Origin of the sequence: Paracidovorax cattleyae, from assembly GCF_900104515.1 — a bacterium.
Taxonomy (GTDB): Bacteria; Pseudomonadota; Gammaproteobacteria; order Burkholderiales; family Burkholderiaceae_C; genus Paracidovorax; species Paracidovorax cattleyae.
Window position 1 is genome coordinate 67,274 of record NZ_FNJL01000004.1, and the last position, 25,664, is coordinate 92,937.

The 25,664-nt window shown below is 69.3% G+C and carries 24 protein-coding genes; 6 read left to right on the forward strand and 18 right to left on the reverse strand.

Annotated elements, in window-relative coordinates:
• Positions 1–8: 8 nt before the first annotated feature.
• From BLR05_RS04270 to BLR05_RS04285, 4 genes are read right to left on the reverse strand one after another with little or no spacing between them, the layout of a single operon-like run.
• Entirely contained in the window at positions 9–455 is a 447-nt protein-coding gene (locus BLR05_RS04270) for a VOC family protein (RefSeq protein WP_092832580.1), read from the reverse strand.
• Complete coding sequence (locus BLR05_RS04275; protein ID WP_092832582.1) at positions 452–2,158, reverse strand: non-ribosomal peptide synthetase; 1,707 nt, start codon at positions 2,156–2,158, stop codon at positions 452–454. The genes BLR05_RS04270 and BLR05_RS04275 overlap by 4 nt, the downstream gene beginning before the upstream one ends.
• The gene (locus tag BLR05_RS04280) at positions 2,155–3,126 is read right to left on the reverse strand and encodes a 3-oxoacyl-[acyl-carrier-protein] synthase III C-terminal domain-containing protein (protein ID WP_092832584.1); all 972 of its coding nucleotides are present in this window, start codon (positions 3,124–3,126) and stop codon (positions 2,155–2,157) included. Before BLR05_RS04280 ends, BLR05_RS04275 begins: the two co-directional genes overlap by 4 nt.
• Complete coding sequence (locus tag BLR05_RS04285; protein WP_225978993.1) at positions 3,123–3,701, reverse strand: cupin domain-containing protein; 579 nt, start codon at positions 3,699–3,701, stop codon at positions 3,123–3,125. The genes BLR05_RS04280 and BLR05_RS04285 overlap by 4 nt, the downstream gene beginning before the upstream one ends.
• A gap of 816 nt (positions 3,702–4,517) precedes the next feature.
• Here BLR05_RS04285 and BLR05_RS04290 point away from each other — a divergent pair.
• Positions 4,518–5,453, forward strand: coding sequence for an ROK family protein (locus tag BLR05_RS04290; RefSeq protein ID WP_092832745.1), 936 nt, complete (start codon positions 4,518–4,520; stop codon positions 5,451–5,453).
• A gap of 28 nt (positions 5,454–5,481) precedes the next feature.
• On the opposite strand, the gene BLR05_RS04295 is transcribed toward BLR05_RS04290, so the two are convergent.
• The 4 genes from BLR05_RS04295 to otsB form a co-directional block, all read right to left on the reverse strand.
• Entirely contained in the window at positions 5,482–5,742 is a 261-nt protein-coding gene (locus BLR05_RS04295) for a helix-turn-helix domain-containing protein (RefSeq protein WP_092832585.1), read from the reverse strand.
• A 30-nt stretch (positions 5,743–5,772) separates the two neighbouring features.
• Positions 5,773–7,146, reverse strand: a complete 1,374-nt coding sequence (otsA, locus tag BLR05_RS04300; protein ID WP_092832587.1) for an alpha,alpha-trehalose-phosphate synthase (UDP-forming) — start codon at positions 7,144–7,146, stop codon at positions 5,773–5,775.
• Positions 7,147–7,181: 35 nt separating this feature from the next.
• Complete coding sequence (locus BLR05_RS04305) at positions 7,182–8,939, reverse strand: glycoside hydrolase family 15 protein (RefSeq protein WP_092832746.1); 1,758 nt, start codon at positions 8,937–8,939, stop codon at positions 7,182–7,184.
• Positions 8,940–9,121: 182 nt separating this feature from the next.
• Complete coding sequence (gene otsB / locus BLR05_RS04310; RefSeq protein ID WP_092832589.1) at positions 9,122–9,859, reverse strand: trehalose-phosphatase; 738 nt, start codon at positions 9,857–9,859, stop codon at positions 9,122–9,124.
• A 123-nt stretch (positions 9,860–9,982) separates the two neighbouring features.
• Here otsB and trxC point away from each other — a divergent pair, with 123 nt between their 5' ends.
• Positions 9,983–10,438, forward strand: coding sequence for a thioredoxin TrxC (gene trxC / locus BLR05_RS04315; protein ID WP_092832591.1), 456 nt, complete (start codon positions 9,983–9,985; stop codon positions 10,436–10,438).
• 25 nt (positions 10,439–10,463) lie between these two features.
• Here trxC and BLR05_RS04320 read toward each other — a convergent pair whose 3' ends face one another.
• Positions 10,464–11,723 (reverse strand): multifunctional CCA addition/repair protein, encoded by a 1,260-nt coding sequence (locus tag BLR05_RS04320; protein WP_092832593.1) that lies wholly within the window; start codon positions 11,721–11,723, stop codon positions 10,464–10,466.
• Between the two features lie 61 nt (positions 11,724–11,784).
• On the opposite strand from BLR05_RS04320, the gene BLR05_RS04325 reads away from it, so the two are divergent.
• Positions 11,785–12,246, forward strand: coding sequence for a hypothetical protein (locus BLR05_RS04325; RefSeq protein WP_092832594.1), 462 nt, complete (start codon positions 11,785–11,787; stop codon positions 12,244–12,246).
• 39 nt (positions 12,247–12,285) lie between these two features.
• Here BLR05_RS04325 and BLR05_RS04330 read toward each other — a convergent pair whose 3' ends face one another.
• A complete protein-coding gene (locus BLR05_RS04330) occupies positions 12,286–12,972 on the reverse strand; it encodes a glutathione S-transferase family protein (RefSeq protein ID WP_092832595.1) in 687 nt (228 codons plus the stop codon).
• Positions 12,973–13,126: 154 nt separating this feature from the next.
• Here BLR05_RS04330 and BLR05_RS04335 point away from each other — a divergent pair, with 154 nt between their 5' ends.
• Positions 13,127–14,911 (forward strand): diguanylate cyclase, encoded by a 1,785-nt coding sequence (locus tag BLR05_RS04335; RefSeq protein WP_225978992.1) that lies wholly within the window; start codon positions 13,127–13,129, stop codon positions 14,909–14,911.
• Positions 14,912–15,117: 206 nt separating this feature from the next.
• Here the strand turns inward: BLR05_RS04335 and BLR05_RS04340 are convergent, their stop codons facing one another.
• Positions 15,118–15,693: a 5-formyltetrahydrofolate cyclo-ligase gene (locus BLR05_RS04340; protein WP_092832597.1), complete on the reverse strand. Its 576-nt coding sequence runs from the start codon at positions 15,691–15,693 to the stop codon at positions 15,118–15,120.
• Between the two features lie 14 nt (positions 15,694–15,707).
• Between BLR05_RS04340 and BLR05_RS04345 the strand changes: the two genes are divergently transcribed.
• Complete coding sequence (locus BLR05_RS04345) at positions 15,708–17,690, forward strand: lytic transglycosylase domain-containing protein (protein ID WP_092832599.1); 1,983 nt, start codon at positions 15,708–15,710, stop codon at positions 17,688–17,690.
• A 39-nt stretch (positions 17,691–17,729) separates the two neighbouring features.
• Here BLR05_RS04345 and BLR05_RS04350 read toward each other — a convergent pair whose 3' ends face one another.
• Positions 17,730–18,683 (reverse strand): MBL fold metallo-hydrolase, encoded by a 954-nt coding sequence (locus tag BLR05_RS04350; RefSeq protein ID WP_092832600.1) that lies wholly within the window; start codon positions 18,681–18,683, stop codon positions 17,730–17,732.
• Positions 18,684–18,846: 163 nt separating this feature from the next.
• Here BLR05_RS04350 and BLR05_RS04355 point away from each other — a divergent pair, with 163 nt between their 5' ends.
• Positions 18,847–19,371: a DUF6622 family protein gene (locus BLR05_RS04355; protein ID WP_092832602.1), complete on the forward strand. Its 525-nt coding sequence runs from the start codon at positions 18,847–18,849 to the stop codon at positions 19,369–19,371.
• 7 nt (positions 19,372–19,378) lie between these two features.
• Here the strand turns inward: BLR05_RS04355 and rbsD are convergent, their stop codons facing one another.
• The 6 genes from rbsD to BLR05_RS04385 form a co-directional block, all read right to left on the reverse strand.
• Positions 19,379–19,771 (reverse strand): D-ribose pyranase, encoded by a 393-nt coding sequence (gene rbsD / locus BLR05_RS04360; RefSeq protein ID WP_092832747.1) that lies wholly within the window; start codon positions 19,769–19,771, stop codon positions 19,379–19,381.
• On the reverse strand, positions 19,768–20,748 hold the full coding sequence (rbsK, locus tag BLR05_RS04365) for a ribokinase (RefSeq protein WP_092832604.1): 981 nt from the start codon (positions 20,746–20,748) through the stop codon (positions 19,768–19,770). Before rbsK ends, rbsD begins: the two co-directional genes overlap by 4 nt.
• The gene (locus tag BLR05_RS04370) at positions 20,745–21,806 is read right to left on the reverse strand and encodes a LacI family DNA-binding transcriptional regulator (RefSeq protein WP_092832606.1); all 1,062 of its coding nucleotides are present in this window, start codon (positions 21,804–21,806) and stop codon (positions 20,745–20,747) included. The genes rbsK and BLR05_RS04370 overlap by 4 nt, the downstream gene beginning before the upstream one ends.
• 14 nt (positions 21,807–21,820) lie before the next feature.
• Positions 21,821–22,810: an ABC transporter permease gene (locus BLR05_RS04375; RefSeq protein ID WP_092832607.1), complete on the reverse strand. Its 990-nt coding sequence runs from the start codon at positions 22,808–22,810 to the stop codon at positions 21,821–21,823.
• Positions 22,807–24,435: a sugar ABC transporter ATP-binding protein gene (locus BLR05_RS04380; RefSeq protein WP_092832608.1), complete on the reverse strand. Its 1,629-nt coding sequence runs from the start codon at positions 24,433–24,435 to the stop codon at positions 22,807–22,809. The genes BLR05_RS04375 and BLR05_RS04380 overlap by 4 nt, the downstream gene beginning before the upstream one ends.
• Before the next feature lie 148 nt (positions 24,436–24,583).
• Positions 24,584–25,540, reverse strand: a complete 957-nt coding sequence (locus BLR05_RS04385; RefSeq protein ID WP_092832609.1) for a sugar ABC transporter substrate-binding protein — start codon at positions 25,538–25,540, stop codon at positions 24,584–24,586.
• Positions 25,541–25,664: the final 124 nt, after the last annotated feature.

Genomic DNA, 25,664 nt, shown 5'->3' on the forward strand with positions numbered 1-25,664 from the left:
GTGGGGGGTTAGTGGACTTGCCCGATTTCGACCTGCACACCATTGAGATCCCGGAAGAAAAATGCCTTGTAGCCTCCCAGTTCGTGGGCCGTGTAGGGCTCCGGCGTGGTGGGATCGATGCCCAGCGCTTTCACCCGTTGGAAAACGCCTTCGATGTCCTCGACCATGAAAGCGAGATGGATGCCGCAGACGTCGCTGTGGGCTGCCAGGAGATGCCGGCCCTTGGAGGTGTGGTGTTCGATGAGTTCGAAATTGCGCTGGCCGATGCGGGCCATGCACGAGTGGTAATCCGGCTTCTCGACCCGAATGATCTGCCCCACTCCGTCGCCGCTAATGTGGACCGGCTCCTCGTAGATTTCGACCGTGGTGATCTGTCGATAGAAGGCGATCGTGTCCGCGATGCTGTGGACTGTCAGGCCAATGTGGTTCAGCTGGGGGAGCAGGGGCGTTGTCATGGATGAGGTATCGCGTTGTACAGAAAGTGGGGCGTGGGGTTATCGAGAAACTCCGAGAACCGGATGCGCGTTCCGAAGCGTTCCTCCATGGCGCTCAGCAGGCGGATCGCCTTGATGGAGTTCCCGCCGACCTCCTGGAAGTCGGAATGGGCATCCAGCGAGCCCTGCGGGAGATCCAGGATTTCCTCCCACAGGGACAGGATGGGCTCGCAGGGCCGGCTGGAAGCACCCGCCACATGCCGTGGCGCAGTGGCTGGCAGGGCATCGAAATCCACTTTGCCGCTGGCCTTGAGGGGAAGCTGCTGTATCGGGATGAAGCACTGCGGTACCTTGTAGTCGCTCAAGTGCTGAGCAAGCTGCTGGCGCAGTGCGTCCAGCCCTATCTGCGGGGGCAGTGCGACATAGGCGACCAACTGTCCCTCCGGTGACAGCCTGACCGCCGCCTGCAGACACCCCGACTGCACCAGGGCGCCTTCGATTTCCTCGAGTTCCACGCGAAATCCGCGGACCTTCACCTGCCGGTCCAGGCGCCCCAGGAAATGAAGATCACCGTGGACATCCCGTTCGACGATGTCTCCAGTCTTGTAGAGGCGGCCTTCATCCACTTCGGGGCAAAGGACGAACTTCCGCGCGGTCGCCAGAGAGTCGCCCATGTACCCCGGTGACACCATCAAGCCGGCGACGTGCAGTTCTCCCCGAACTGTCGGCTGCATCTGTTCATCCAGGACATGCAACCGTGCGCCGTCGATAGGCTGCCCGATGTTGGTCCGCGCCTGATATGCCTCCATGCGCTTGAACGCCACGAGGACAGTGCACTCCGTGGGGCCGTAGAGGTTGTAGAACCGCCGCTCCGCCGCCCACGCCTGGATGGCCGCAGGACTGCAGGCTTCTCCGCCCGTGAGCAGGGTCTCCAGGGACGGGAACTGCTGCGGGTCGAGCACGGAGAGCATGGCTGGCGGCAGGAACGCCTGATGGATCCCGTGGCGCGCGCAGAACTCCGCGAGCCCGGTGGCGGACAGCCGCTGGTCATCGTGGGGAATGCAGAGGGTGGCACCTGCCAGGAGCGCAGGGAAGATGTCCAGTACCGAGGCGTCGAAGTTGATCGTGGAGTACTGCAGTACCCGGTGGGATGCCTTCAGCGCCATCTCGCGGAGCATCCAGTCGACGAGGTGCAGTACGCCGTGATGCCGGATTTGCACGCCTTTCGGGCGCCCGGTGGATCCGGACGTAAAGATGGTGTAGCAGCGGTCCTGCCCCGTTGCACGACATGGGAATGCCCACGCTGCGGACTGCGATGGACGGCTGTCGGCGGCTTCTCCGGGCGGGGCAACGCATACCCCGGAGACCGGGAGCCGGGTGCCGGCCGCCGCCAGAACCAGCCTGCATTTGCAGGTCTCCAGGATGTGCGCCTGCCATTGCGCAGGGAGCGAGGGATCGACAGGAACATAGCTCGCGCCTGTGGCGAGAATGGCCAGGATCGACGCATAGAGATCGGTGCTCTTTCCCATGCAGATGCCGATGGCGTCGCCGCTGCCCGCTTCGCGGCCGAGGTGCGTCTGGAACCAGATGTCGATCGATCGGGCGATTTCTGCAATGCGCAGGCCCAGGTCCTGGTAGCTGACCGTTTGTGCATCGGAGATGAGCGCCGCAGCTTGAGGCTGCCGACGCACGATTTCCGAGAGCCGGTGCATCACACTGGTCATGCCCCCTCCCCGAAAACGTCGGTTCTTTCGAGGATGCAGGCACCCCACTGGAACGGTCCGGCACTGAAAAGCATGGTCTTCTGGCCTGTGCCGACCCTTGTCAGGCGACCGGCGTGGTGGAGGTTGATGAGGTTGTCCGAGCCGAAACAATGCGCGTGGCTGGCGATGGTGTGCGTGAATGCCTTCGCATAGTCCAGCCCGGCGATCTGGCAGTAGAGACGGCTGATGTCGAGCGAATAGTTGTTGGAGATGAGCAGGTCTATCTCGTCGGCGCGCATCGTCGCGCTTTCGAGGGTCTCTTCCATAAGGCGGGCAATGCAGCGGATTTCTTCTTTGAAGGATGTCCGGATGGCTTGTCGTCCATCCCACTTGTTGATGATGCGCCCGACCAGCCGGTAATCCAGTGATGCCGGAAAACTGCTGAAGATGCATGCTGCGGCCGCATCGCCGGTGAGGTAGGGGAAGTCCGGGTTCTCCGCATACAGGCGTTGCAATCCGTCCTGTGCCTTGTCGAAACTGGCGACAAGGATGTGATCGCACTGTCCCGATTCGATCAGGCCCGTTGCGAGCTTCGCGGCCCAGTGAAAGCCTGCGCATCCAGCCATGCCCAACTGGTAGTGCGGAGCATGGCAAAGGCCCAGGCGGGCATCCAGGACGCCCAGCCAGCTTCCATCCAGGTTGTCCCGGGCGTCCAGCCCGTTGGATGTGAGGAAGACGGCGTCGATTTGCGATGCCTGCCGGCCGGCCGATGCCATGCACTGAGTGATGGCAGATTCCACCAGATCGGCGATGTCGTGGTCCCATTCGGGGAACGTATCTGAACCGTGGTTCGGATTGCGCAGCCTGGTCCGCATGGCCTTGTCGCTGATCGCTTCTTCGAGGGGCACCAGCGGCCCCGCCGCGTAGCAGGCCGCTCCGATATGGACGGGCCTGCGTGGCACAGCGTTGTGTGAACGAGCCGCCGTCATGTTGCTGCTTCCTGGCAGGGCACCTTCATTCCTTCCAATACAGCGGCTGCCGTGCAGCGACCTTGAGGAGCTTCCGGGTCTGGCTCCACGTACCCCTTGAGTCCTTGAGGCAGCACGAAGATGTCTCCTGCCGAATAGGTCTTGCCCAAGCCATCTGTTCCGGTGACGGTCACCATGCCCTGCATGATGTGGATCACCTCTGTTTCCGGCCACGGCAGGATTTCCAGACCCACTGGCTCGATTTCGCAGACCTCGATGGCCGCCACCTGGCCGGGAAGGGTGCAGGGAACGTGGCACCTGTATGTGAAATGCATGCCGTTTCGGGTGATGTAGTGCGGGTCCCTGTCCGAAGCCTTGACGGTACGAGCCGTGGCGGGTACGGACTTCGGAACCAGTACAACCGGGCGTAAATCCGGTGCCGCTGCCGGGGAGGACGCGGGCGCTGCCTTGGTTGCTATGGCCAAGCGGACCGGTATCCCGGAATTCGCGGCCATGGCCGCGTGCGATCCCGCCAGGGATGCGCAAACAAAAAACAGGTACGTCACCTTGCCAAGGCGGGATTGGATCAAATACATGTGCGGAAGGTTTGGGGGGATTTCCGGATTTCGTAAGATATGGCATCAATGGGTGCACAGGATTTTCGAAATCGCCAGGCAATGGGGGAAATCCGAACAATAACTGCCAAAGCTTTTGATGTCGGGGTATCGGAGTGAATGGAGGCTTCCCCGTCAGATAGCGTCGGCGTGGTTCAGTGAACTGCGAATGCAGGACGGGAAACTGCAGTATCCCTGCTGGAGCGTCCGTCGAATCAGGAGGCAGAATTGGTTTTTGACGACACATGGTGCGTATCACGGCGAGACGAAAAAATCCGAGTGGCCGGTAGATGCAGTTCACAAGAAAAACACCTCATGGACCAATAGCAAGCACATGCATCGGGTTCGGAGGTGTGGATTTCCAGTCAATGCCCATTGGTGTTTTGTGGATTGTCCTGGGAATGCATCGTGGATTCCCTGTCGTTTTTTGCAGCCTGAGAATACAACGGAAATATGGGTTTGTCACCTTGGCGACAATAATAATAGTATTGATTTGATATAAAAATAATTTGGAAAGAATATTTGGTGCTGCATACAAGCAGTCCAGGAGTCATGAAGCAAGCACTGCCTGACTGCGCAGGGGACTCGCAGGAAACTGGGACAGGATCAGCTCAGCCTGTGGCTGGCAGTCCGCGTAATCTCCGGGCAGGCCTTACGCTGCGATGGCGGCCCCATTCCGGGCCTCCGGCGCCCCCGGCCTACACTGCAAGCACGCCGGTTGCCTCCATACTGCCGGCTCGATGTTTCGCGGCGGGCGCCGGCATGGCGCGCCGCCTTTTCCGATCGACCGAGGTGGCGATGAGAGCTTGTATCGACATAGGGGGAACGAAGGTCGCGGTGGCGCTGGCGCCCGCGGGAACGGACCGGGCCGCGCTCGTGGCGCGGCGCAGCGAGCCGACCTTGAAGGAAGGGCCGCCCGACGCGCTCGCGCGCCAGTGCCTGCGCATGGTGGACGAGGCCTGTGCCGAGGCCGGCATATCGCGCGCACAGCTGCAGTCCACCGGCGTGGCGAGCTGCGGGCCCTTCGCCCTGCAGGACGGCATGGTCGAGGTATCCACCCCCAATATCTGCGGCGGCCTGCCTGGCGCCGACCGCAGCCTGCTGCCCAACGACTGGACGCGCATTCCGCTGCAGGCCCCGCTGGCCAAGGCCCTGGGCCGCGTGAACGTGCAGAACGATGCCGTGGCGGCCCTGGTGGCCGAACGCCGCTGGGGTGCGCTGCAGGGGCAGGACCACTGCGCCTACGTCACCTGGAGCACCGGCGTCGGCGTGGGCCTGTGCGTGGACGGCAGCGTGCTGGGGGGCAAGAACGGCAATGCGGGGCACGCGGGCCACAGCTTCTCCAGCGACGGCCCGCCCGATGCCGCCTGCGGATGCGGCAACGTGGGCGACGTGGAATCATTGGTGGCGGGCAACGCCATTCCGCGCCGCTGGGGCCGCGATGCTGGCGGCCTGATCGGCGCCGCGCGCGAGGGCGACGCCGCTGCCGCCGAGGCCGTGGCGCAGATGTGCCGCGTGCTCGGCCGCATGCTCTACAACCTCGTCGCCATCCTGGACCTGCAGCGCATCAGCGTCGGCGGCAGCGTGTTCCTGCACCACCAGGATTTCCTGCTGCCCCGGCTGCAGGCCGAAGTGTCGGGCCACCTGCCCGCGCTCACCGGTGGGGTGCTCGTGGTGCCGGCCGGCCTGGGGCATCAGATCGGGGACTACGCGGCGCTCGCCATGGCCGGCTGAGCGCAAGGGGCTGCCTGGCCTCGCAGGCTCAGGGCCCGGTGGCCGGGGAAATGGCGGTGGCAGTGACCCCGTAGAGCGCCAGCAGCCCCACCACGTGCCCGATGGCGACACCGGGCTCGCCGGATTCGATCCGGCCGATGGTCTGCACGTGCACCCCGAGCCGCGCTGCGGCCGCAGCCTGGCCGTCGCCTGCCGCCAGGCGCGCCCGTTTTGCCGCCGCGCCCAGGGCGCGGATCGCCTGGAGGGCGTCCTCGGCGATGTCCACGGAGATGCGTTTGCCTTGGGCCATGCGCGCATTGTGCCGCGTGTCGGCTCAGTCCTATGCCTTCTCCAGCGCCTCCAGGAAGGTGCGCCGCCACCAGTGGATGTCGTGCCGGCGGATGCGGTCCATCAGGGCCTGGTGGCGCTGCTGGCGCTCCGCGAGCGGCATGCGCAGCGCGGTCTGGATGCAGTCGGCCATGCCCTGGGTGTCGTACGGATTCACCAGCAGCGCTTCCTTCATCTGCTCCGCCGCCCCCGCGAAGCGCGAGAGCACGAGAACGCCCGGGTCTTCCGGATCCTGCGCCGCCACGTATTCCTTGGCCACGAGGTTCATGCCGTCGCGCAACGGCGTGACCAGTCCCACGGCGGCAGCCCGGCACAGCCCGGGCACGCGCTTGCGGGCCACGGTGCGGTGGATGTAGCGCACGGGCATCCAGTCCAGGTCGCCGTGGTCGCCATTGATGGCCCCGCACAGGCCTTCGAGCTCGTGCCGCAGGTCGGCATAGGCGTTCACGCTGTCGCGCGTCGGGGAAGCGATCATGATGAGCGTGGCACTGTGCTGGTTCTCGGGATAGCGCGCCAGCAGTTCGCGGAAGGCCCGCACCCGCTGCGGAATGCCCTTGGAGTAATCCAGCCGGTCGATGCCCATCAGCAGGCGGCGGCGCGAATACTCGTTCTTCATCGCCTCGTAGGTCTGCACGGCGTCCGGTGCGGCGGTGAGGTGCGAGAACTCGTCCACGTCGATGCCGATCGGGAAGGCCCCTACCTGCACCGTGCCGCCGAAGGCGCGCAGCCGCTGCGGGCCCACGCTTTCGGCGCCGCCTTCGGTCCTCAGGTACTGCGTGAAGTGGGACACGTCCGCCTCGCTCTGCAGGCCCACGAGGTCGTAGGCGAACAGCGAGCGCATCAGCCACTCGTGCTGCGGGATGGCGGCCATGATGAGCGGCGGCGGCACGGGGATGTGCAGGAAGAAGCCTATGCGCTGCTTGCATCCGAGTGCGCGCAGCTCGGCCGCCAGCGGGATCAGGTGGTAGTCGTGCACCCAGAGGATGTCGTCCTCCTTCAGCAGCGGCAGCAGCTTGCGCGCGAACATCTGGTTCACGCGCCGGTAGCCCGCGATGTATCCCGCATTGAAATCGGCCAGATCCAGCCGATAGTGGAACACCGGCCACAGCACGCTGTTGCTGTAGCCCGCGTAGTAGCTGTCGTGGTCTTCCTGGCACAGGTCCACCGTGGCCAGCGTCACGCTGCCCGCCTGCCGCGTCTGCAGCTTGCCCTCGCCGGGCAATCCGTCCTCGGTGATGGTGCCGCTCCAGCCGAACCACATGCCACCCGTGCGGCTCAGTGTCTCGCCCAGGGCCACGGCCAGCCCCCCCGCGGCGGGTTTGCGGGGATCGGCGATGCGGTTGGAAATGACGACGAGTCGGCTCATGGGAATTCCTTGTTATTCAATCCAGGGGCCGTCCGTCAGATCACGCTGTCCCACGGCGCCGACAGGCGCATCGCGGCATTGATGATGCCCACCATGGAATAGGTCTGCGGGAAGTTGCCCCACATCTCGCCCGTCTGCGCGTGCGTGTCTTCCGACAGCAGGCCCAGCGGGTTGCGGGCGGCGAGCATGGCCTCGAAGATTTCGCGGGCCTGGCTGCGGCGGCCGATGCGCGCCAGGGCGTCGATGCGCCAGAACGTGCAGATGTTGAAGGCCGTGTCGGGCTTGCCGAAGTCGTCCGCCGCCTCGTAGCGGCGCATGTAGGGGCCGTCGCAGAGCGTATGCTCCATGGCGTCCACCGTGCTCACGAAGCGCGGGTCGCGCGGGTCGATCAGGCCTACCTCCGCCATGAGCAGCACGCTGGCATCGAGTTCATTGCCGCCGAAGCTTTCCGCGAAGGCCTGGCGCTTGTCGCTCCAGGATTTCTCCAGGATCTCGTCCCGCATGCGCCGCGCATGGCCGTGCCAGTAGCCGGCGCGGTCGGACAGCTGCAGCGAGTCGGCGATCTTGGCCAGGCGGTCGCATGCGGCCCAGCTCATGAGCGCGGAAGAGGTGTGCACCCGCGCGCGCGTGCGCAGCTCCCACATGCCCGCGTCCGGCGTGCCGTACACCTTCACCGCCAGCTCGCCGATGTGCTCCATGCGCGCGAACTCGGCCGGGCCGGCGGGATGCAGCAGGCGCCGGTCGTGGAAGGCCTGGGCCGCGCCGAGCACGATGTTGCCGTACACGTCGTGCTGGAAATGCTCCGCCGCCTGGTTGCCGACGCGCACGGGGCCCATGCCGCGGTAGCCGGCCAGCTGCGGCACGAAATACTCGGGCAGGTCGCGCTCCAGCCCGATGCCGTAGAGCGGCTGGATGTGGCCGCTGCTGGTCTCCACCACCACGTTGCTCAGCCAGCGCAGGTAATCCTCCATCGTGGCCGTCTCGGACAGGCTGTTGAGCGCGCGCACCACGAAGAATGCGTCGCGCAGCCAGCAGTAGCGGTAATCCCAGTTGCGGCCGCTGTGGGCGGACTCGGGAATGCTCGTGGTCATGGCCGCGACGATCGCGCCCGTGTCTTCGTAGAGCGAGAGCTTGAGCGTGATGGCCGCGCGGATCACGGCGTCCTGCCATTCCAGCGGCACCGCCAGGCGCTGCGTCCACTGGCGCCAGTAAGCCACCGTCTCCTGCTCGTAGGAGCGGGCGGTGTCCGCGATGCCGAAGGGCAGCGATTCGTCCGCTCCCAGCAGGAAGTTGTATTCGCGCGATAGGACGAACGGCTGGCCCGAGAGCACGTGCGAGAGCGGGGCATCGGTGTTCAGCCGCAGCGTCTGGTCCGCGCCCACGAAGCGCACGTGGTTGCTGCCGCGCGTGATGCCGGGCTTCTCGCTGCCCCAGCCGAAGCGCACGTTCGCCGTCACGCGGATGCGCGGCGAGCCCTGCACCGGGCGCACGCGGCGCACCAGCAGCATCGGGCGGAAGAAGCGCGAGCGCGCATGGAAGCGCGGCGCGAAATCGGTCACCTCGATGCTGTTGCCCGAGCGGTCCGTGAGGCGCGTGCGCAGCACCGCGGTATTGGGCTCGTACCACTGGCGGCTCTCGACCTGGTCCTCCAGTTCGATCGCGAAGCGGCTGCCCTGCTCGCCAGGCTGGATGAGGGCGTTGAACACCGGATCGCCGTCGAAGCGCGGCAGGCAGCACCACACGATGTGGGCGTTGGCGTCCACCAGCGCGCTGACCGAGCAGTTGCCGACCATGCCCAGAGACAGAGAAACCTCCCCGGGCGCAGCGAAGCCGGGCGGGCGCGGAAGCGGATCGTGCGACAGCCCGAGGTTGCCGTCGGCGAAGGGCGGTGCGCTGGCCGCTGCGGCCGCCGCGGCGCTGGCGGCGGCGGATGCCGGGGGCGGCGGGGAGGACGGTGGCGTGGAGGTGGGCGAGGTCATGCGGGAAACCCTTCCGGCGATGCCATCTGGAACAGCCATTCGCGCAGCTCCGTGGTGTCGTCGCAGCGCGCGAGCGCACGGGTGCCGCCGGCTCCGATCTTGATGCCGATGCCGCCGAGCGCCTGGGCGGCTTCGAAGCCGTATTCATCGGTCACGTCGTCTCCCGCGAACACGGGGATGCGGCCTGCGAAGGGCGCCTGGCGCATGAAATCGGCGATCGCCCGGCCCTTGTTCGGCCCGGAGGGCTTGATCTCCAGCACGCATTTGCCCTGCATGAGCTCCAGGCCGGGCGCCTGCGCCAGCGCATGCTCGAGCGCCGCGCGGCACAGCGGCTCCAGCTCCACCGCCTGGCGGTAGTGCAGGGCCATGCCCGCGCTCTTGCGTTCCAGCACCAGCGCGGGATAGCGGTCCAGCAGCGGCTGCACGGCACGCACCACGGGGGCGAGGTCGGGCGCCGGCACGCCGCCGACGACGCCGTTGCCCATTCGGTACTGGGCGCCGTGTTCGCAGGCCAGCGGCAGCTGCAGGGGGCTGAGGAAATGATCGATATCGGCCTGCGTGCGGCCCGTGGCGATGGCCAGGGCGCCCTCCAGGCGCTCGTGCAGGACCCGCAGGGCCGGCACCACGCCAGGATGTACCTGCACCGCATCGGGGTGCGGTGCAATGTCGGCAAGCGTGCCGTCGAAGTCGAGAAACAGCGCATGGCGCGCGGTCAGCAACGGTGGCTTTTGCATTGGCGCATACCTTACCAGATGGCATTGCCGAGCCTGTAGGCCGCGAGGCTGGTGCCCTGTAGGCGTGCCGCAGCCACCGCCGGCGCGCCTTGAAAACACGGGCGTCGCCGCGCATCTGTCGCCATGCCCCAGTCCCTGCACGTCGTCTGCCCGCACTGCCACACCACCAACCGCATCGCGGCCGACCGCCTGGCCGCGCCGGCCGGCTCGGTCGAGGCGGACTGCGGGCAGTGCCACCGTCCGCTCTTCACGGGAGAACCCGTCGCGCTCGACGATGCCTCCTTCGGGCGCCATGCCGAACGCAACCATATTCCGGTGGTGGTCGATTTCTGGGCGCCCTGGTGTGGTCCCTGCCGCACCATGGCACCGGCCTTCGCGCAGGCGGCCCGGACGCTCGAGCCGGGCGTGCGGCTCGCGAAGCTCGATACCGAGGCGCATCCCGCCATCGGCGCGCGCCTGGGCATCCGCAGCATCCCGACGATGGTGATGTTCCGCCAGGGGCAGGAGATCGCGCGTATTTCCGGCGCGCTGGGGGCGGCCGACATCGTGCGCTGGGTACGGACGGCCGGCGGCGCCTGAAGGCGCGTTCGAGCGGACGGGGCCGTCAGGTTCCGGCCGCGGGCTCCTGCGCCGCCATCCAAGCCTGCACGGCGTCGCCGCGCGCCCGGCGGATCCAGTCGCCCACCTGCGGGCCGGCGGCGCCGCGGGCCTGGGCCCGTGCGGCCACGGCGGCGGTATCGACGGAGCGCGCCGCCCGCAGCGCGCCCAGCAGGCGTTCGCGCTGCGGGTAAGGCTTCTCCTCGAATCCCAGCCGGCCGCGCGCATCGCATTCGCAGGCCAGCAGCACGTCGGCGAAACGGGCGGGCTTGCGCAGCGCGTCGCAGCGCTCCAGCAGCCGCACCAGGGCCGCTGCACCCAGTTCCGCGCTGCGGTGGATATTGCCGTGCTCGCGCGCCACCACGTCCGCGGTCTCGCGGCACTCCACCGGCGCCCGCAGGCGCTCGCACACGCGGGCGAGCAGCGTGGCGCTGCGCTGCTCGTGCCCGATGTGGCGCGGCAGCACGTCGGCCGGCGTCGTGCCCTTGCCCAGGTCGTGGACCAGGCAGGCGAACCGCACCGGCAGCGGTGCCTGCAGCCGCGCGGCCATGTCCAGCACCATCATCACGTGCACGCCGGTGTCCACCTCGGGGTGGTATTCGGCACGCTGGGGCACGCCCCAGAGCCGGTCCAGCTCGGGCAGCAGCACCGCCAGGGCGCCGCAGCCGCGCAGCACCTCGAACATGCGCGACGGGGCGGCTTCCATCAGGCCGCGCGCGATCTCCTGCCAGACACGCTCGGGAACGAGGTCGGCCACCTCGCCGGCATCGACCATCTCCCGCATGAGCGCCATCGTCTCGGGAGCGACGGAAAAATCGGCGAAGCGCGCGGCGAAGCGCGCCACGCGCAGGATGCGCACAGGGTCTTCGCGGAAGGCATCGGTCACGTGGCGCAGCAGCTTCGCCTGCAGGTCGCGTGCGCCGCCGTAGGGATCGGCCAGTTCCCATGCCGCAGGATCCTCGCCGCGTACCGCCATCGCATTGATGGTGAGATCGCGGCGCGACAGGTCCTGTTCCAGCGTCACGTCCGGGGCGGTGTCCACCACGAAGCCGCGGTAGCCCCTGCCACTCTTGCGCTCGGTGCGCGCCAGCGCGTACTCCTCGCGCGTCTCGGGGTGGAGGAAGACGGGAAAATCCCGCCCCACGGGCAGGAAGCCGCGCGCGGCCAGGTCGTCGGGCGTGGCACCCACCACCACCCAGTCGCGGTCGTTCACCGGGCGGCCCAGAAGCCGGTCGCGCACGGCGCCGCCCACCATGTAGATCTGCATGCGGGCAGTGTAAGGGGCCGGTCTCGGTATATTCGGCGGCGATCCTTCCTGCCCGTCTGCCATGTCCCTGTCTTCCTCCCTCACCATCGCCCAGATGAACCCCGACGGCAGCGTGCCCGTGCCCGAATCGCCGGACGCCGCTGCCAACGCGGCCGTGGAAGCGCTGCGGCGCGAGGAGGAGGCCGAAGCCCTCCTGCAGCGGCTGGAGTCGCTGCAGGAGGTGCTGGACAAGCCGCTCAGCGAGATCCTGGCCGAACGCGACCGGTTCAAGGAAACGGCCGCGGCCTGGGATGCCTTCGCCGCGATGTGGGTGCTGTCGCAGCGCGCGATGCGCAGCGTGGCCATGGAACTCGCCGCGCAGCAGGGCGTGCCCCAGGAAGAGGTGGTGGCCCGGGCGCTGGCCTTCGCGAACCGGGTGCTCAATACCGAGGACGAGGACCTGGGCGGCTCCATCGCCCCGGCGCAGATGGCGCACATCGCGCGGCACCGCGCCTTCCTGCGCAAGCAGTTCCGCCAGGGCTGACTCGGGCGGAAACGACCGGGGCTGCTGCGGCCGGGGCGTTCAGCGCCCGAGCCGGTAGGGTTCCTCGAAATCCAGGAAGTCCTGCTCGGCCAGTGCTGCGTCGATCCACGCCTTCACGCCGGGCAGCGAGGCCACATGCTCCACATAGGCGGCGATCGGCTCCGGCACGGGCAGGGCATAGGTGCGCAGGCGCATGCAGACCGGCGCGAAGAAGGCGTCCGCGATGGTGAAGTGGTTCCCGAAAAGCAGCGGGCCGCCGTGCTCGCGCAGCAGGGCGCCCCACATTTCCACCAGGCGTTGCACGTCGGCGCGCACGCCGGGCCGGTCACGCCAGAGCAGGGCACCCGTCTCCGGCAGATGGGCCTCGATGTTCATGGGGCAGGCGCTGCGCAGCGCGCCGAAGCCGCTGTGCATCTCGGCGGCCACGCTGCGCGCCTGCGCACGGGCCGCCGCGTCCTGCGGCCACAGGTGCCTGTCGGGATGGCGTTCCGCGACGTATTCGGCGATGGCCAGCGTGTCCCACACGGTGATGCCGCCATCGACGAGCACGGGCACCTTGCCGGTGGGGCTCACGTCCTGCAGGGCCTGCTTGAAGCGCGAGCCGGGCTCGAAGCTGTCGAAGCGCACAGCCACTTCCTCGAAGGGAATCCCGGCCTCGCGCAGCAGCACCCAGGGGCGCATGGACCAGGAGGAGTAGTTCTTGTTGCCGATGTAGAGCTGGAGCATGGACCGCACTCGCAGGAGTGGAAAGGGAAGGCCGATGCTAGGGCCATGCGCCGCGCCTGCCAATGCCGGTTGGCCCGCCGATTGATACGTGCCGTGCATCAATGCACTGCTGCGCGGCCTGCGGCACAATCCGCCCCTGCTTTTTCAGCGATCCGTGCCGGTCTTCCCGTTCTCCCGCCTGCTGCTCTTGCGTGCCGCCCTGGCCTGGCTCTGCCTCGCGCTGGTGCATCCGGCCGCGCGTGCCGCTACTGTCGAGCCGGCATCGCTCGCTGCGCGCGAGGGCGGAGTCTCGCTCGTGCCCCACATGGAGGTGCTGGAAGACCCGGGCCGCCGCCTCGGCATCGGCGACATCCTCTCGCCCGGGAACGCGGCGCGCTTCGTCCATCCCGACGATCCTCTGCGGGGGGCCGAATCCGACCGGGTGCTCTGGTTCCGCGTGCAGCTGCGCCTGGCCGATCCGGCGGATGCGCAGCGCGAATGGCTGCTGGTCGTGCCCACCATTTCCACCCACGAACTGCGCTTCTACGGGCCCTGCGGCCCGGATGGCCGCGCACTGGCGCCGCCGGTGGTGACGGGCATGCGCCATCCATGGGCCACGCGGCCGGCAGGATCGGAGCAGATGGCCTGGCGCTTCCGCCTGCCGGACGCGCAGACCTATACGGCCTATTTCCGGGTGGAGTCGACCTTCGCGCGCTTCTACGCGGTCACGGCCTGGGACCTGGCCGACTACCTGCAGTCCACCCAGGACAAGCGCATGTTCGACGGCGCCTGCTATGGCCTGCTGCTGGGGCTGCTGGCCTTCAGCCTCGCGATGCTGCTGGTGTTCCGCGAGGGCATCTATGCCTGGTACTCGCTCTCGTGCGCCTGCGCTTTGCTGGCGCTCGCCAGCCTGAACGGGCACACGCTGCGCTACCCGTTTGCCCACTCGCCGGCGGCGGCGGGTCTGTTCTACACCCTCGCTCCGCCGCTGTGGGCGATGTCCAAGCTGCTGTTCGGGCGCAGCCTGCTGCGCCTCTCGCACTATGCGCCGCGCATCGACCGCCTGGTGCTCGCCCTGGTCGCGGTGCTGGGTGCGGCCACCGTGTACGGGCTTTTCGGCCCCCATCCGCTCTGGCTGTTCCGGGCCGTGCAGGCGTCGGTGATGGTGTCCACCACGGTGCTGGCCGCCGGCGCGCTGATCGCGGTGCGCCGGCGCTACTGGCCCGCCGTGCTCTACAGCGCTGGCGTGCTCCTGCTGTTGCTGGGTATCTGCGCGATCATCGTCGCGAGCTGGGGCTGGCTGGCATGGACGCCGGGCCAGATGGACCTGACGCAGGCCGCGCTTGTGGCGGAAGCCGTCATCTTCGCCGCCGCCATGGCGTCGCGCCTGCGCCTGCTCCGCATGTCCGAGCAGGCCCTCGGCCGGCGCACCCGCGAACTGGTGGAGGTGCTGGGCACGGACGCCCTCACGGGCGCGGCCAACCGTGCGGGGCTGGCGCGCCGTGCCGAAGCGGCGCTGGAGGCCGGTGAGCCGTTCACGCTCATGCTGCTCGACCTGGACGGCTTCAAGGCCGTGAACGACACCCACGGCCACGCTGCAGGCGATGCCGTGCTGGTGGCCCTGGTGCAGCGCCTGCGGGCCCTGCTGCGCGACGGCGATCTGGTCGCGCGCCTGGGCGGCGACGAATTCGCGGTGCTGCTGGCCGGCGCGCCGCCGCGCACCGCCCTCGCGGACAAGGCCCGCGCCATGGCCAACGCCGTGGTCTCACCCCTCGGCTTCGAGGGCCGGAACCTGGCCGTGGGCCTCAGCGTGGGCATCGCCCGCCATCCCGGCGACGGCCGGACGCTGGAATCCCTGCTGCGCGCTGCCGATGCCGCCATGTACGCCAGCAAGCGCCGCGGCCCGCAGGAAGGGGCGGACTGCTTCGCCTTTGCGAGCGACCTGGCTACGGTGACATGACAGTCACTGCCCGACCTTCAGTGCGTTGGCATGAGGATAGCTTCGGGCGGAGGTTGCCCGGCGTGCGGCCCTGGAGCCTGCACGGCCTCAACCATCAGACGGCCGCGGAGCAGGCCACGCCAGCGGACGCCGCGGAACCGGCTTCGCCGGGCCGCTGGCGTCGTCCCCCTGGGGGAAGGCGCCGAAGGCGACTCAGGGGGGAAATCCTATTTCAGTGGCCAGACGACTCCGTTGTCATTGAGGATGGCATCGAGCGGCAGGTCATGCGGCTCGGGCTCGAAATCCTCCAGGAATCCGTGGGTGAACCCCAGGCCCACGGTGGTGGGCAGGGGGTAGAGCGTGGCCAGGGTTCGGTCATAGAAGCCGCCGCCGTACCCCAGGCGGTAGCCGCCGGGGCCGTAGCCCACGCAGGGCACGAACAGGAGGGTGGGCACGATGATCTCGGTGTCCTTGGGCTTCGGGATACCGTAGGCATCCTCTTCCATAGGGCAGCCGGGATACCATGCGTGGAAGGTGAGGGTCTTGTGTTCCTTGTTCACCACCGGCAGGCCGATGCGGCGGCGCTGCGGTTCGTCCAGCAGTTCGCCGTCCTCCTTCCAGCGGTGCAGCGCCGGCAGGGGGTCGAACTCGCCCTTGATGGGCCAGTAGGCGCCGATGACGGTGTCCTGCCGGTCCACCAGCCAGATGCGCATCACGCGCTGCAAAAGGTCCGCGCGCTGTAGGCGGTCCGGCAGGTTCAGGCGTTCCTCGATCAATGCGCGTCGCAGGGCTGCTTTGTCCATCACATAATTCCCTAATGCAATTGCTCACGATTCTGACACCGCTCCTGGCCGCCGCGGCCTTTGCCACTGCCGCGGTGCCTGCCCAGGCCCAAAACCGGGGCGACGACGCGCTGTTACAAATGCAGCAGGCCTACCGCAAGGGCGACCGCGCGCGGCTCACGCAGCTGCTGCCCGACCTGCGCGGGCATGTGCTGGAACCGTGGGGAGCGTACTGGGAACTGCGCGCCCGCCTCGACCAGGCCACGTCCCAGGAAGTGGCAGGTTTCCTGCAGCGCTTTGCCGGCACCTACCAGGAGGACCGGCTGCGCAACGACTGGCTGCTGCTCGTCGGCCAGCGGCGCGACTGGGTGCAGTTCAGCGAACTGCACGCCCTCTACCGGATGAACGACGACCGCGAGGTGCGCTGCTACGCCCTGCTGGTGGAACAGATCAAGGGCTCCGCTGCGGCCGCTGCGGCCGACGAGGTGCTGCGCAACTGGTATGCGCTGCGCGAGGCCGACGACGGCTGCACGCATGCGGCGGCCGAGTTCTACTCCGACAAGCGCATTGCGGCCCTGGACGTATGGCGCAAGGCACGGCTGGCTGCCGAGGCCAACCGGGCGCGCGCCACGCGCAACGCGGTGGAGATCGTCGCGCCCGAGGCGCTGCCCCTGCTGCGCGAGGTGTTCGATGCCCCCGCCAAGTTCCTCGCGAGCCGTGCCACGGCACCCGGCCGCATGCGGCAGGAACTGGTGGTGCTGTCCCTTGTCAAGATGGCGATGTCGGACCCCGGCACTGCGGCCCGGCTGCTGGACTCCAAATGGGGACCGCTGCTCAGCCCGGAGGAGCGCAACTGGGTCTGGGGCGTGATCGGCAAGCAGTCCGCCGTGGCGCTCTCGCCGGATGCGCTGGGCTATTTCGGCAATGTCTCCAGGGAGGCCGACCTGACCGACGACATGCTCGGCTGGAAGGTGCGGGCCGCCCTGCGGGCAGGCCAGTGGAAGCAGGTGGCCCGCGCCATCGACGCGATGAGCCCGGCCGGGCGGCAGGATCCCGCCTGGACCTACTGGCGCGCGCGCGCCTGGCTGTCCAACCGCCCAGGCGACGAGGACCGCGCGAAGGCGCGCGAACTGCTCGAGCGCATCGCGGGCCCCGGCGGCTTCTATGAGCAACTGGCGCTGGAAGAGCTCGGCCAGCGCGTGGTCCCGCCCGCGCCGCCGCTGCCGCCCACGCCCGAGGAAAAGGCCGCTGCGCGCGCGAACCCCGGCTTCGTGCGCAGCCTCTACGCCATCGGCCTGGGGCTGCGGCACGAGGGCGTGCGCGAGTGGAACTACACCACCAACCTGCACTCGCCGGGCGGCATGGGCGACCGCGAGCTGCTCGCTGCCGCCGACCTCGCCTGCCAGCGCGAGATCTGGGATCGCTGCATCAACACCAGCGAGCGCACCAGGTCCTTCACGGACGTGGGCCAGCGCTTCCCGATGCCGTTCCGCAGCACCGTCGTGGCGCGCGCGCAGTCCATCGGGCTCGATCCGGCCTACGTCTATGGCCTCATCCGCCAGGAAAGCCGCTTCATCATGGATGCGCGCTCGGGCGTCGGTGCCTCCGGCCTGATGCAGGTCATGCCCGCTACCGCGCGCTGGACGGCCCGCAAGATCGGCATGGCGGATTTCACGCCCGACCAGATCAACGACCGCGACACCAACATCGCCATCGGCACGGCCTACCTCAAGCTCGCGCTCGACGACTTCGACGGCTCCATGCCCATGGCCGCGGCTGCCTACAACGCCGGCCCCGGCCGGCCGCGCAACTGGCGCAACGGGCCGGTGCTCGAGGCCGCGATCTGGGCCGAGAACATCCCTTTCTCGGAAACGCGCGACTACGTGAAGAAGGTGCTTTCCAACACCACGATGTACGCCGCGATCCTGACGGGCCAGCCCCAGTCGCTCAAGGGCCGGCTCGGCAACGTGGGCCCGCGCGACGCCGCCACGCCGGACCCGAGCCGCGAGCTGCCCTGAGCACGGAGGGCAGCGCCAGCCCTCCCGCCGCGGCTCCCTTCAGGCGTTGTGCAGCGTCTCCTCGTCCAGCCGGGCGGCCCCGCTGCGCACCAGTTCGTGCACCAGTGCCTCCTGCCACGCAGTGCGCGGCTGGTCCGCGAAATGGCCGGCATGGAGCAGGCCGAAATACGGGGTGGCACCAGCCCAGGCGTGCAGCCGGGCAAGCGGCACGCTCTGCCATTCGAGCAGCTTGTACTTGAGCAGCACCTTCGCGGCGTAGAGCGCATGGCGGGCCGGATCGCGCACGAAGCCGTCGAGACGGCGCCGGGCGGCATCGAGCGCAGGTCCCACGTCCGTGAACACGGGGCCGTGGCCGGGCACGACGGTACGCGGAGCCAGCCCGGCAATCAGGTCCAGGGTGGCCGCGACATCCGCGAAGGCATGCTCGCCTTCCAGTTCGGGGAAGACCACGCCGAATCCGTTCTGCCAGAGTGCATCGGCCGAGAGCAGCACCCGGTGCCGGGGCTCGAACAGCACCACCGAATGGGTATCGTGCCCGGGCGCGGCATGGATCTGCCAGTCGTGCGCACCCAGGCGCACCGTGCCTCCGGGCTCCAGCAGCCCGTCCATGCGGAAGGGCGGGCAGTCCTGCCCCGTGGGGGTATAGCTCAGGGCCTGTGGATCCCAGTCGCGCACGTGCGCGGCCTGCCCGGGTGGCACCAGCGTGCGCGCACCGGGCCAGGCCTGCTGCAGCGCTGCGTTGCCACCGCAATGGTCGCTGTGCAGGTGGGTGTTGGCAATGAGCGCGAGAGGCCGGCCCCCCAGGGTGGCCGCCACCAGGGACACCGTCTGGCCGGCATGCGCGCAGTAGCCCGTGTCCACCACCGCCGCCGCGTCCTCGCCCACGCAGACGATGTTGTTGGCCGAAAGCCAGCCGCGTTCGAGCACCATGGTGCCGGGTGGCAGGAGCGGCGGGGTGGCGCCGGTGGGTGCCTGGGGCGTGGGGATGTGCATGCGGGGCCTCTGCATGAAAGTATGGCACCGGCCCCTGCCGTTCATCCATCCGGCGCAACCCTTCGCGCCGCCACGGCGCAGGCCGTCGCTCCGCGGTGGCCCGGGCGGCCCGGAGGCCCGACAGTGCCCCATCGCACCACTGCGCCGCTGCCGAGGAATCCCCATGACCTTCATCGTCCACATGCTCCAGGCGACGCCTGCCTGGGTCTTCGCGCTGCTGGCCGCCCTGGCCGCGCTGGGCGGGCGCCAGCTGCGCCCGTCCCGCAGGACCGTCGGGCGGGCCCTGCTGCTGCCGGCGGCCATGGCAGCGTTCTCGCTGTACGGCATGGTGGCGGCGCGCCACGCGCAGCCGGCCGCCTGGGCCGCCTGGGGCCTGGCGGCCCTGGCAGCGGCGGCCTTCGTGGCGTCGCGTCCGGCACCGGCGGGCACGCGCTTCGATCCCGTGGACGCGGTCTTCCACCTGCCCGGCAGCGTGCGCCCGCTCCTGCTGATGCTCGGCATCTTCTGCACCAAGTACACCGTGGTCGTCGGGCTCGCCCTGCAGCCGGCGCTGGCGGGCGACCCGGTGTTCGCCGGAGCCACCAGCCTGCTCTACGGCATCTTCGCCGGGGCCAGCGCGGGACGGGCACTGCGCCTGCTGGGCCTGTGGTGGCCCGCACGCGGCGCGATGCCGCTGGGACGCACCTGAAGTCCGGTCAGAACGTCACGCCCGCGCAGAGGATGACGTTGGCGTAGGGCGTGCATTCGCCCGTCCGCACCACGGCGCGGGCATCGCGCGTCAGGCGCTTGAATTCCTCGTGGGACAGGGTCTGCGGGGCCATGGGCAGCGCGCCGGCCCAGCCGGGCAGGGCTCCGCCCGCGCGCTCCACCGCCTCGGTGGCAACGAGGGCGCGCTCCACCTGCATTTCGGAGAGCACGGCGGCCAGCACGTCGGCCACCGAGGGCAGCCCCGGGGTCACGGCCAGGTCGATGCGCAGGGGACTGGGCGGAATCGGCAGGCCGGCATCGCCGATCACGATCATGTCGCCATGGCCCAGGGCGGCGATGGCGCGGGAGAGGTCGGCGTGCAGCAGGGCGGTGCGCTTCATGCGATGCGGCTCCATTCAGGGGGGAGGGGGGAAGCGGCCACTTCGGCGCGCGTGGGAATCGATGGCTGCGCGCCCGGACGGGTCACGCACAGCGCCGCGGCGCGGACGCCGGTCTGCACGGCCAGGTCGAGCGATTCGCCGCGCGCCAGGGCCACGGTCAGGGCGCCCAGGAAGGTATCGCCGGCGGCCGTGGTGTCCACCGCGTCCACGCGCAGGCCCAGGTGGTGCCGGCAGCCGCTGCCGTCGCAGGCCACGGCGCCGGCAGCGCCCAGCGTCACCACCACCTGCCGGGGGCCCCGGGCACGCAGCAGGCGCGCCGCATGGGCCGCGTCGTCGGGTGTCTCCACGTCGCAGTCGGCGAACAGCGCGGCTTCCACCTCATTGGCCACCAGGGTGTCCACCAGCGGCCACATGGCGTCGGGAACGGGCTGCATGGGCGAAGGGTTGAGCACCACGGGGCAGCCCCGCTGGCGTGCCTGCCTGGCGGCGGCCATCACCTGCGGCATCGGCACCTCGAACTGCAGCAGCAGGCTGCTCGCCCCCTGCAGCGCCGCGTCCAGTGCCTGTGCGTCGATCCCGAAGCGGGCGTTCGCCCCGCCGACGACGACGATCCGGTTCTGCGCGGTGGATTCCACCGTGATGCAGGCGATGCCCGTGGGGGCCTCCGGATCGGTCTGCACGCCGGTGTGGTCGATGGCGTCGGTGTCCAGCGCCGCACGCAGCGCCGCGCCATGCGCATCGTGCCCGACGCGGCCCAGCAGATGCACGTTCGCACCCTGGCGTGCGCAGGCCACGGCCTGGTTGCCGCCCTTGCCGCCCGGGATGTGGTGCAGTGAATCGGCCATCACGGTCTCACCCGCCCCGGGAGCCCGGGGAACGCGCAGGACGATGTCCATGTTGAGGCTGCCCACCACCGCGATGCGCGGTGCGGCGGAACGGGAAAGCATCTCCGGAGCGGAGCGGGAAGAGGCGGTCATGCAGGGTTTCGGGAAGGAAAACGGCCGTGCGGAGCGGCGGTGGAAGCGGTGCCCGGGGGCAGGGCCGCGGTCGAGGCGCGCAGCCGCAGCTCCGGCTGCAGCAGCAACTGGCGTGGTTCGCGCCGCGCGCCGTCGATGCGCTCGAGCAGCATGTCCACGGCGGCCACGCCGATCTGCCGCTTGGGCTGGGCCACGGTGGTGAGCGGGGGGCTTGTGAACGCGGCGAGCGCGATATCGTCGAAACCCACAATGGACATGGCCTCCGGCACGCGGAGCCCGCGTTCGTGGACCGCGCAGAGCGCGCCGATGGCCATGAGGTCGTTGCCCACGAACACCGCCGTCGGCGGGTGGGGTGAAGCCAGCACGGATTGCATCGCCTCGTAGCCGCTCTGGCTGGTGAAGTCGCCATGCCACAGCAGGCTGCGGCCGTTCACGCCCGCCTCGGCCAGCGCGTCGCGCCAGCCTTCGATGCGCTGCATGCTGGGGGCAAGGTCCGATGGCCCGCCGATGCAGGCGATGCGGCGGTGGCCCAGCCAGAGCAGGTGGCGCGTGGCCAGCCGGCCGCCTTCGCGGTGCGCGGTCTCCACCAGGTCGCAGGGCTGCCGGGGCACTTCGATCTCGCGGTCCACCAGAACGGTGGGCACGCCCAGCCCCTCGAGCTGGCGCGCGAGCGCCGCGTCCTGCCCGGTGGTCACCAAGATCAGCCCGTCGATGCGCCGTTCGGCCAGCACCTGCAGGTACGAGCTCTGCCGCTGGGCCTCGTCGTGCGTGTTGCACAGAATGAGGTTGTAGCCCGCGCCGAAGCAGCGGTTCTCCACGCTGTGCACCACCTCGGCGAAATAGGGGTTGGAGCTGTTGGGGATCAGCATCCCCAGCGTGCGCGTGTGGTTGCTCTTGAGGCTGCGCGCGATCGCGCTGGGCACATAGCCCAGCTGGCGGATGGCGGCCTCCACGCGGGCGCGTCCGTCGTCGCTCACGTGGCGCGTGCCGTTGAGCACGTGCGAGACGGTGGTCACCGAGACCCCGGCCTCGCGTGCGACGTCCTTGATGGTTGCCATGCCGCGCGCCGGCGTCAGACCGCGGCGCGGCGCTGCCGCAGCGTGTCGATGATGACGGCCGCCACGATCACGCAGCCGGTGATGATGCGCTTGCTCGGCTCGCTCGCGCCGATCTGCGCGAGGCCGGCCTCCAGCACCGCGATGATGAGCACGCCGAAGGCCGTGGTCACCACCGATCCGCGCCCGCCCATCAGGCTGGTGCCGCCGATCACCACGGCTGCGATCACCTGCAGTTCCATGCCGGCGCCGGCGTTCGGGTCGGCCGCCTCCAGGCGTGCCGACTGCATCAGGCCGGCCAGCCCGGCCAGCAGGCCGGTGAGCGCGAACACGGCGATGCGGATGGGCCGCGGATCGACGCCTGCCAGCCGCATGGCTTCCTCGTTGGTGCCGATGCCCACCATGCAGCGGCCGAACACCGTGCGCGACAGCACGAGCTGGGCCAGCACCACGATGAGCAGCGCGATGCCGAAAGCCACCGAGACGCCGGCCGCCACGGGCGCGGCGAGCCAGGAGATCGCATCGCCCACGTACTGTGTGCGCGAATCCGTCACCAGATAAGCGCTGCCGCGCACCGCCTCCAGCATGCCCAGCGACACGATGAACGACGGCAGCCGCCAGGCGACCGATACGGTGCCGGTGATGGTGCCGCACACCAGGCCGGTGGCCAGCGCCAGGGCCGCCGCGGCCGGCACGCTCCAGCTCCATTGCAGGATGGCTGCGGCCGACGTCGCCGCGGACAGCGCCATCACCGAGCCGACCGACAGGTCGATGCCCGCGATGATGAGCACGAACGTCATGCCCACCGCCATCACGGCCAGCGCGGGAATCTCGTTGGCGATGGTGACGAAGGTCTCGGCGCTCCAGAAGAAATCGGACAGCCAGGAAAACAGCGCCACCATGCCGGCCAGCACGGCGGCCAGGCCCAGGTAGGTGCCCAGCTGCGTGCGCCAGAGCGGCACCGACGGCGCGGCGGAAGCGGAGGAGGGGGGCGTGGTGGCGGTCATGCGGAAGCGGGGGAAAGGGGGGATGCGGAACCGGCGCCTTCGGCGCGCGGACGGTCTTCGGCCTCGGAGAAGGCGGCGGCCAGCAGCGACTGCTCGGTCCACTCGCCGCGCTCGAACACGGCGACCAGGCGGCCGCCGCTCATCACGCCGATGCGGTCGGCCATGGCCATCAGCTCGCGCAGGTCGGACGACACCATGAGCAGTGCGCGGCCCTCGGCGGCCATGCGGTCGAGCTCGGCGTACAGGTCGGCGCGCGCGCCCACGTCCACGCCGCGGGTGGGCTCGTCCAGCAGCAGCACGCGGCCGTCGCGGTGCAGCCACCGTGCGAACACCACCTTCTGCTGGTTGCCGCCGGACAGCTGCCCCACGGGCTGCTCCGGCCCGCGGCAGCGCACCCGCAGCGTGCGGATGAAGCCCTGCACCACCGCGCTCTCATGCGCGCGGCGCAGCCAGCCTGCGTGCGAAACGGCCGACAGGTCCGACAGCGTGGCATTCACCCGGATCGGCTGGCTGAGCAGCAGGCCCTGCGACTTGCGGTCTTCGCTCACGAGCCCGATGCCCGCGGCGATCGCCGCCAGCGGCGAGCGGAAGCCGCGCGCGTAGGTGCGCTCCGCGGCCTCGCCGGAGACCGTGCTCCCGGCGGCCAGCGTCACGCTGCCACGGTCGGCGCGGTCCGCACCGAACAGCAGGCGCAGCAGTTCGGTGCGGCCCGAGCCCACGAGGCCGGCAATGCCGAATACCTCGCCGGCCCGCAGCGCCAGGCTCACGTCCTGCACGGCGGTGCCCCGGCCGATGCCGTCCACCCGCATCACCACGGGGCCGGCCGCGCGGCGGGGGCGGTGCTCCAGGTCGTTCACCGCGCGTCCCACCATGCGCTGCACGAGGTCGTCCTCGGACAGTCCCGCCATCGGGCGGGCGTCCACCAGCGCGCCGTCGCGCAGCACCGCCACGCGGTCGGCGATGCGACGCAGTTCTTCCAGCCGGTGGGAGACGTAGATGATGGCCACGCCGCGGGCCGTGAGCCGGGCGATCTGCTCGAACAGGTAATTGGTCTCGCGCGGCGTCAGCATCGCCGTCGGCTCGTCGAGCACCAGGATGCGCGTGTCGTCCTGCAGGTTGCGGGCGATCTCCACCATCTGCTGCTGGCCGATGCCCAGGCGGGACACGGGCGTTGCCGGATCGATGCCCGTGAGGCCGATCTTGGCGAGCTGCGCGCGCGCGGCATCGTGCAGCGCACGGCGGCGCAGCCAGCCCATGCGGTGCGGAAGCCGGCCCATCAGCAGGTTCTCGGCCACGGTAAGGGTGGGCACCAGACCCAGCTCCTGCATGACCATGCGCACGCCCTGGTGCTCCGCGTCGCGGCGGGAGGACGGCGCATAGGGCTGCCCCGCCAGGCGCAGGCTGCCGCGCGTGGCGGGCTCCAGCCCGCAGACGATCTTCGACAGCGTGCTCTTGCCCGCGCCGTTCTCGCCGGTCAGCGCGAGCACTTCGCCGGCATGCAGCGAAAGCGTGACCCCGTGCAGCACGGTGGTGGCGCTGTAGTCCTTGCCCACGCCCAGCATTTCCAGCAGAGGCACGGGGGCGGGCGCCGGCGCGGCGGCAATGGGAGAGGAATGGTCGGCCACGGTGTGCGAACCCGGAAAAAAGGAAACCCGGAAAAAAGAGGAATGCCGCGCTGGCTGCGCGCGGCGTCGGCCATGCGGTGCGCGGAAGGCGAGCGCGGCGCCCTGCGGCGCCGCGTGGCGCCCTGCGGCGCCGCGTGGCGCCGCAGTGTTACTTGCCGGTGCCCTTGGTCACCAGCACCACCTCGGTCTTGACCTCGGCGGGCAGTTGGGCCTGCGGCGTCTTGGCCGACAGCGCCTTGAGCGCCATCTCGATGCCGAAGACCGCCTGCTTGGCGGCGTACTGGTCGGCCGTGGCCAGCACGCGGCCGTCGGCCAGCATGGGCTTGATGGCGTTGATGTTGTCGTAGCCCACCACCTGCACCTTGCCGGCCTTGCCGGCGGCCTTGACCGCGGCCACGACGCCCAGCGCCATGCTGTCGTTGCCGGCCAGCAGTGCCACCAGGTCCGGGTGCTCGCGCAGCATGCCGGCGGCCACGGTGTTGCCCTTCTCGATTTCCCACTGGCCCGACTGCACGCCCACCACGTTGATGTTGGCGGCCTTCATCGCGTCCTGGAAGCCCAGCGTGCGCTGCTGCGCGTTGAACGTGGTCGACACGCCCTCGATGATGCCGACCTTGTCGCCGGCCTTGAGCTGCCTGGCCAGGTAGTCGCCCACCAGCTTGGCGCCGGCACGGTTGTCCGGGCCGACGAAGGGCACGTTCAGGCTCTTTTCCTTGAGCGCGTCGGCATCCAGGCGGTTGTCGATGTTCACGACGAGGATGCCCTTGTCCACCGCGGCCTTCACGGCCGGCACCAGGGCCTTGGAATCGGCGGGCGCGAGCACGATGGCGTTCACCTTCTGCGCCACGGCCTGCTCGATCATCTTGATCTGCGCGGCAGTGTCGGTCTCGTTCTTGATGCCGTTGGCCACCAGCGTGTATTCCGGGGCATGCGCCTTCTGGTGCGCCTTGGCGCCGTCCTCCATGGTGCGGAAGAACTCGTTGGCGAGCGACTTCATCACCAGCGCGACCTTGGGCTTGTCCTGCGCGAAGGCGGGCTGCGCGAGCAGGCCGCCGGCGATGGCCAGCACGGCGGCGGTCTGGAGGGTGCGGCGGGTCAAAGGCATGGATGTCTCCTGTGGGTATGGCGGAAAAAGAGAATAAGTCGGCAGCAGGCGCCTCCGGCTTCTGGTGGCAGCGGGTGCGCGGCCGCTATGGTAATCAAAGAAAACGTTTGCGCAAACGTTTGCG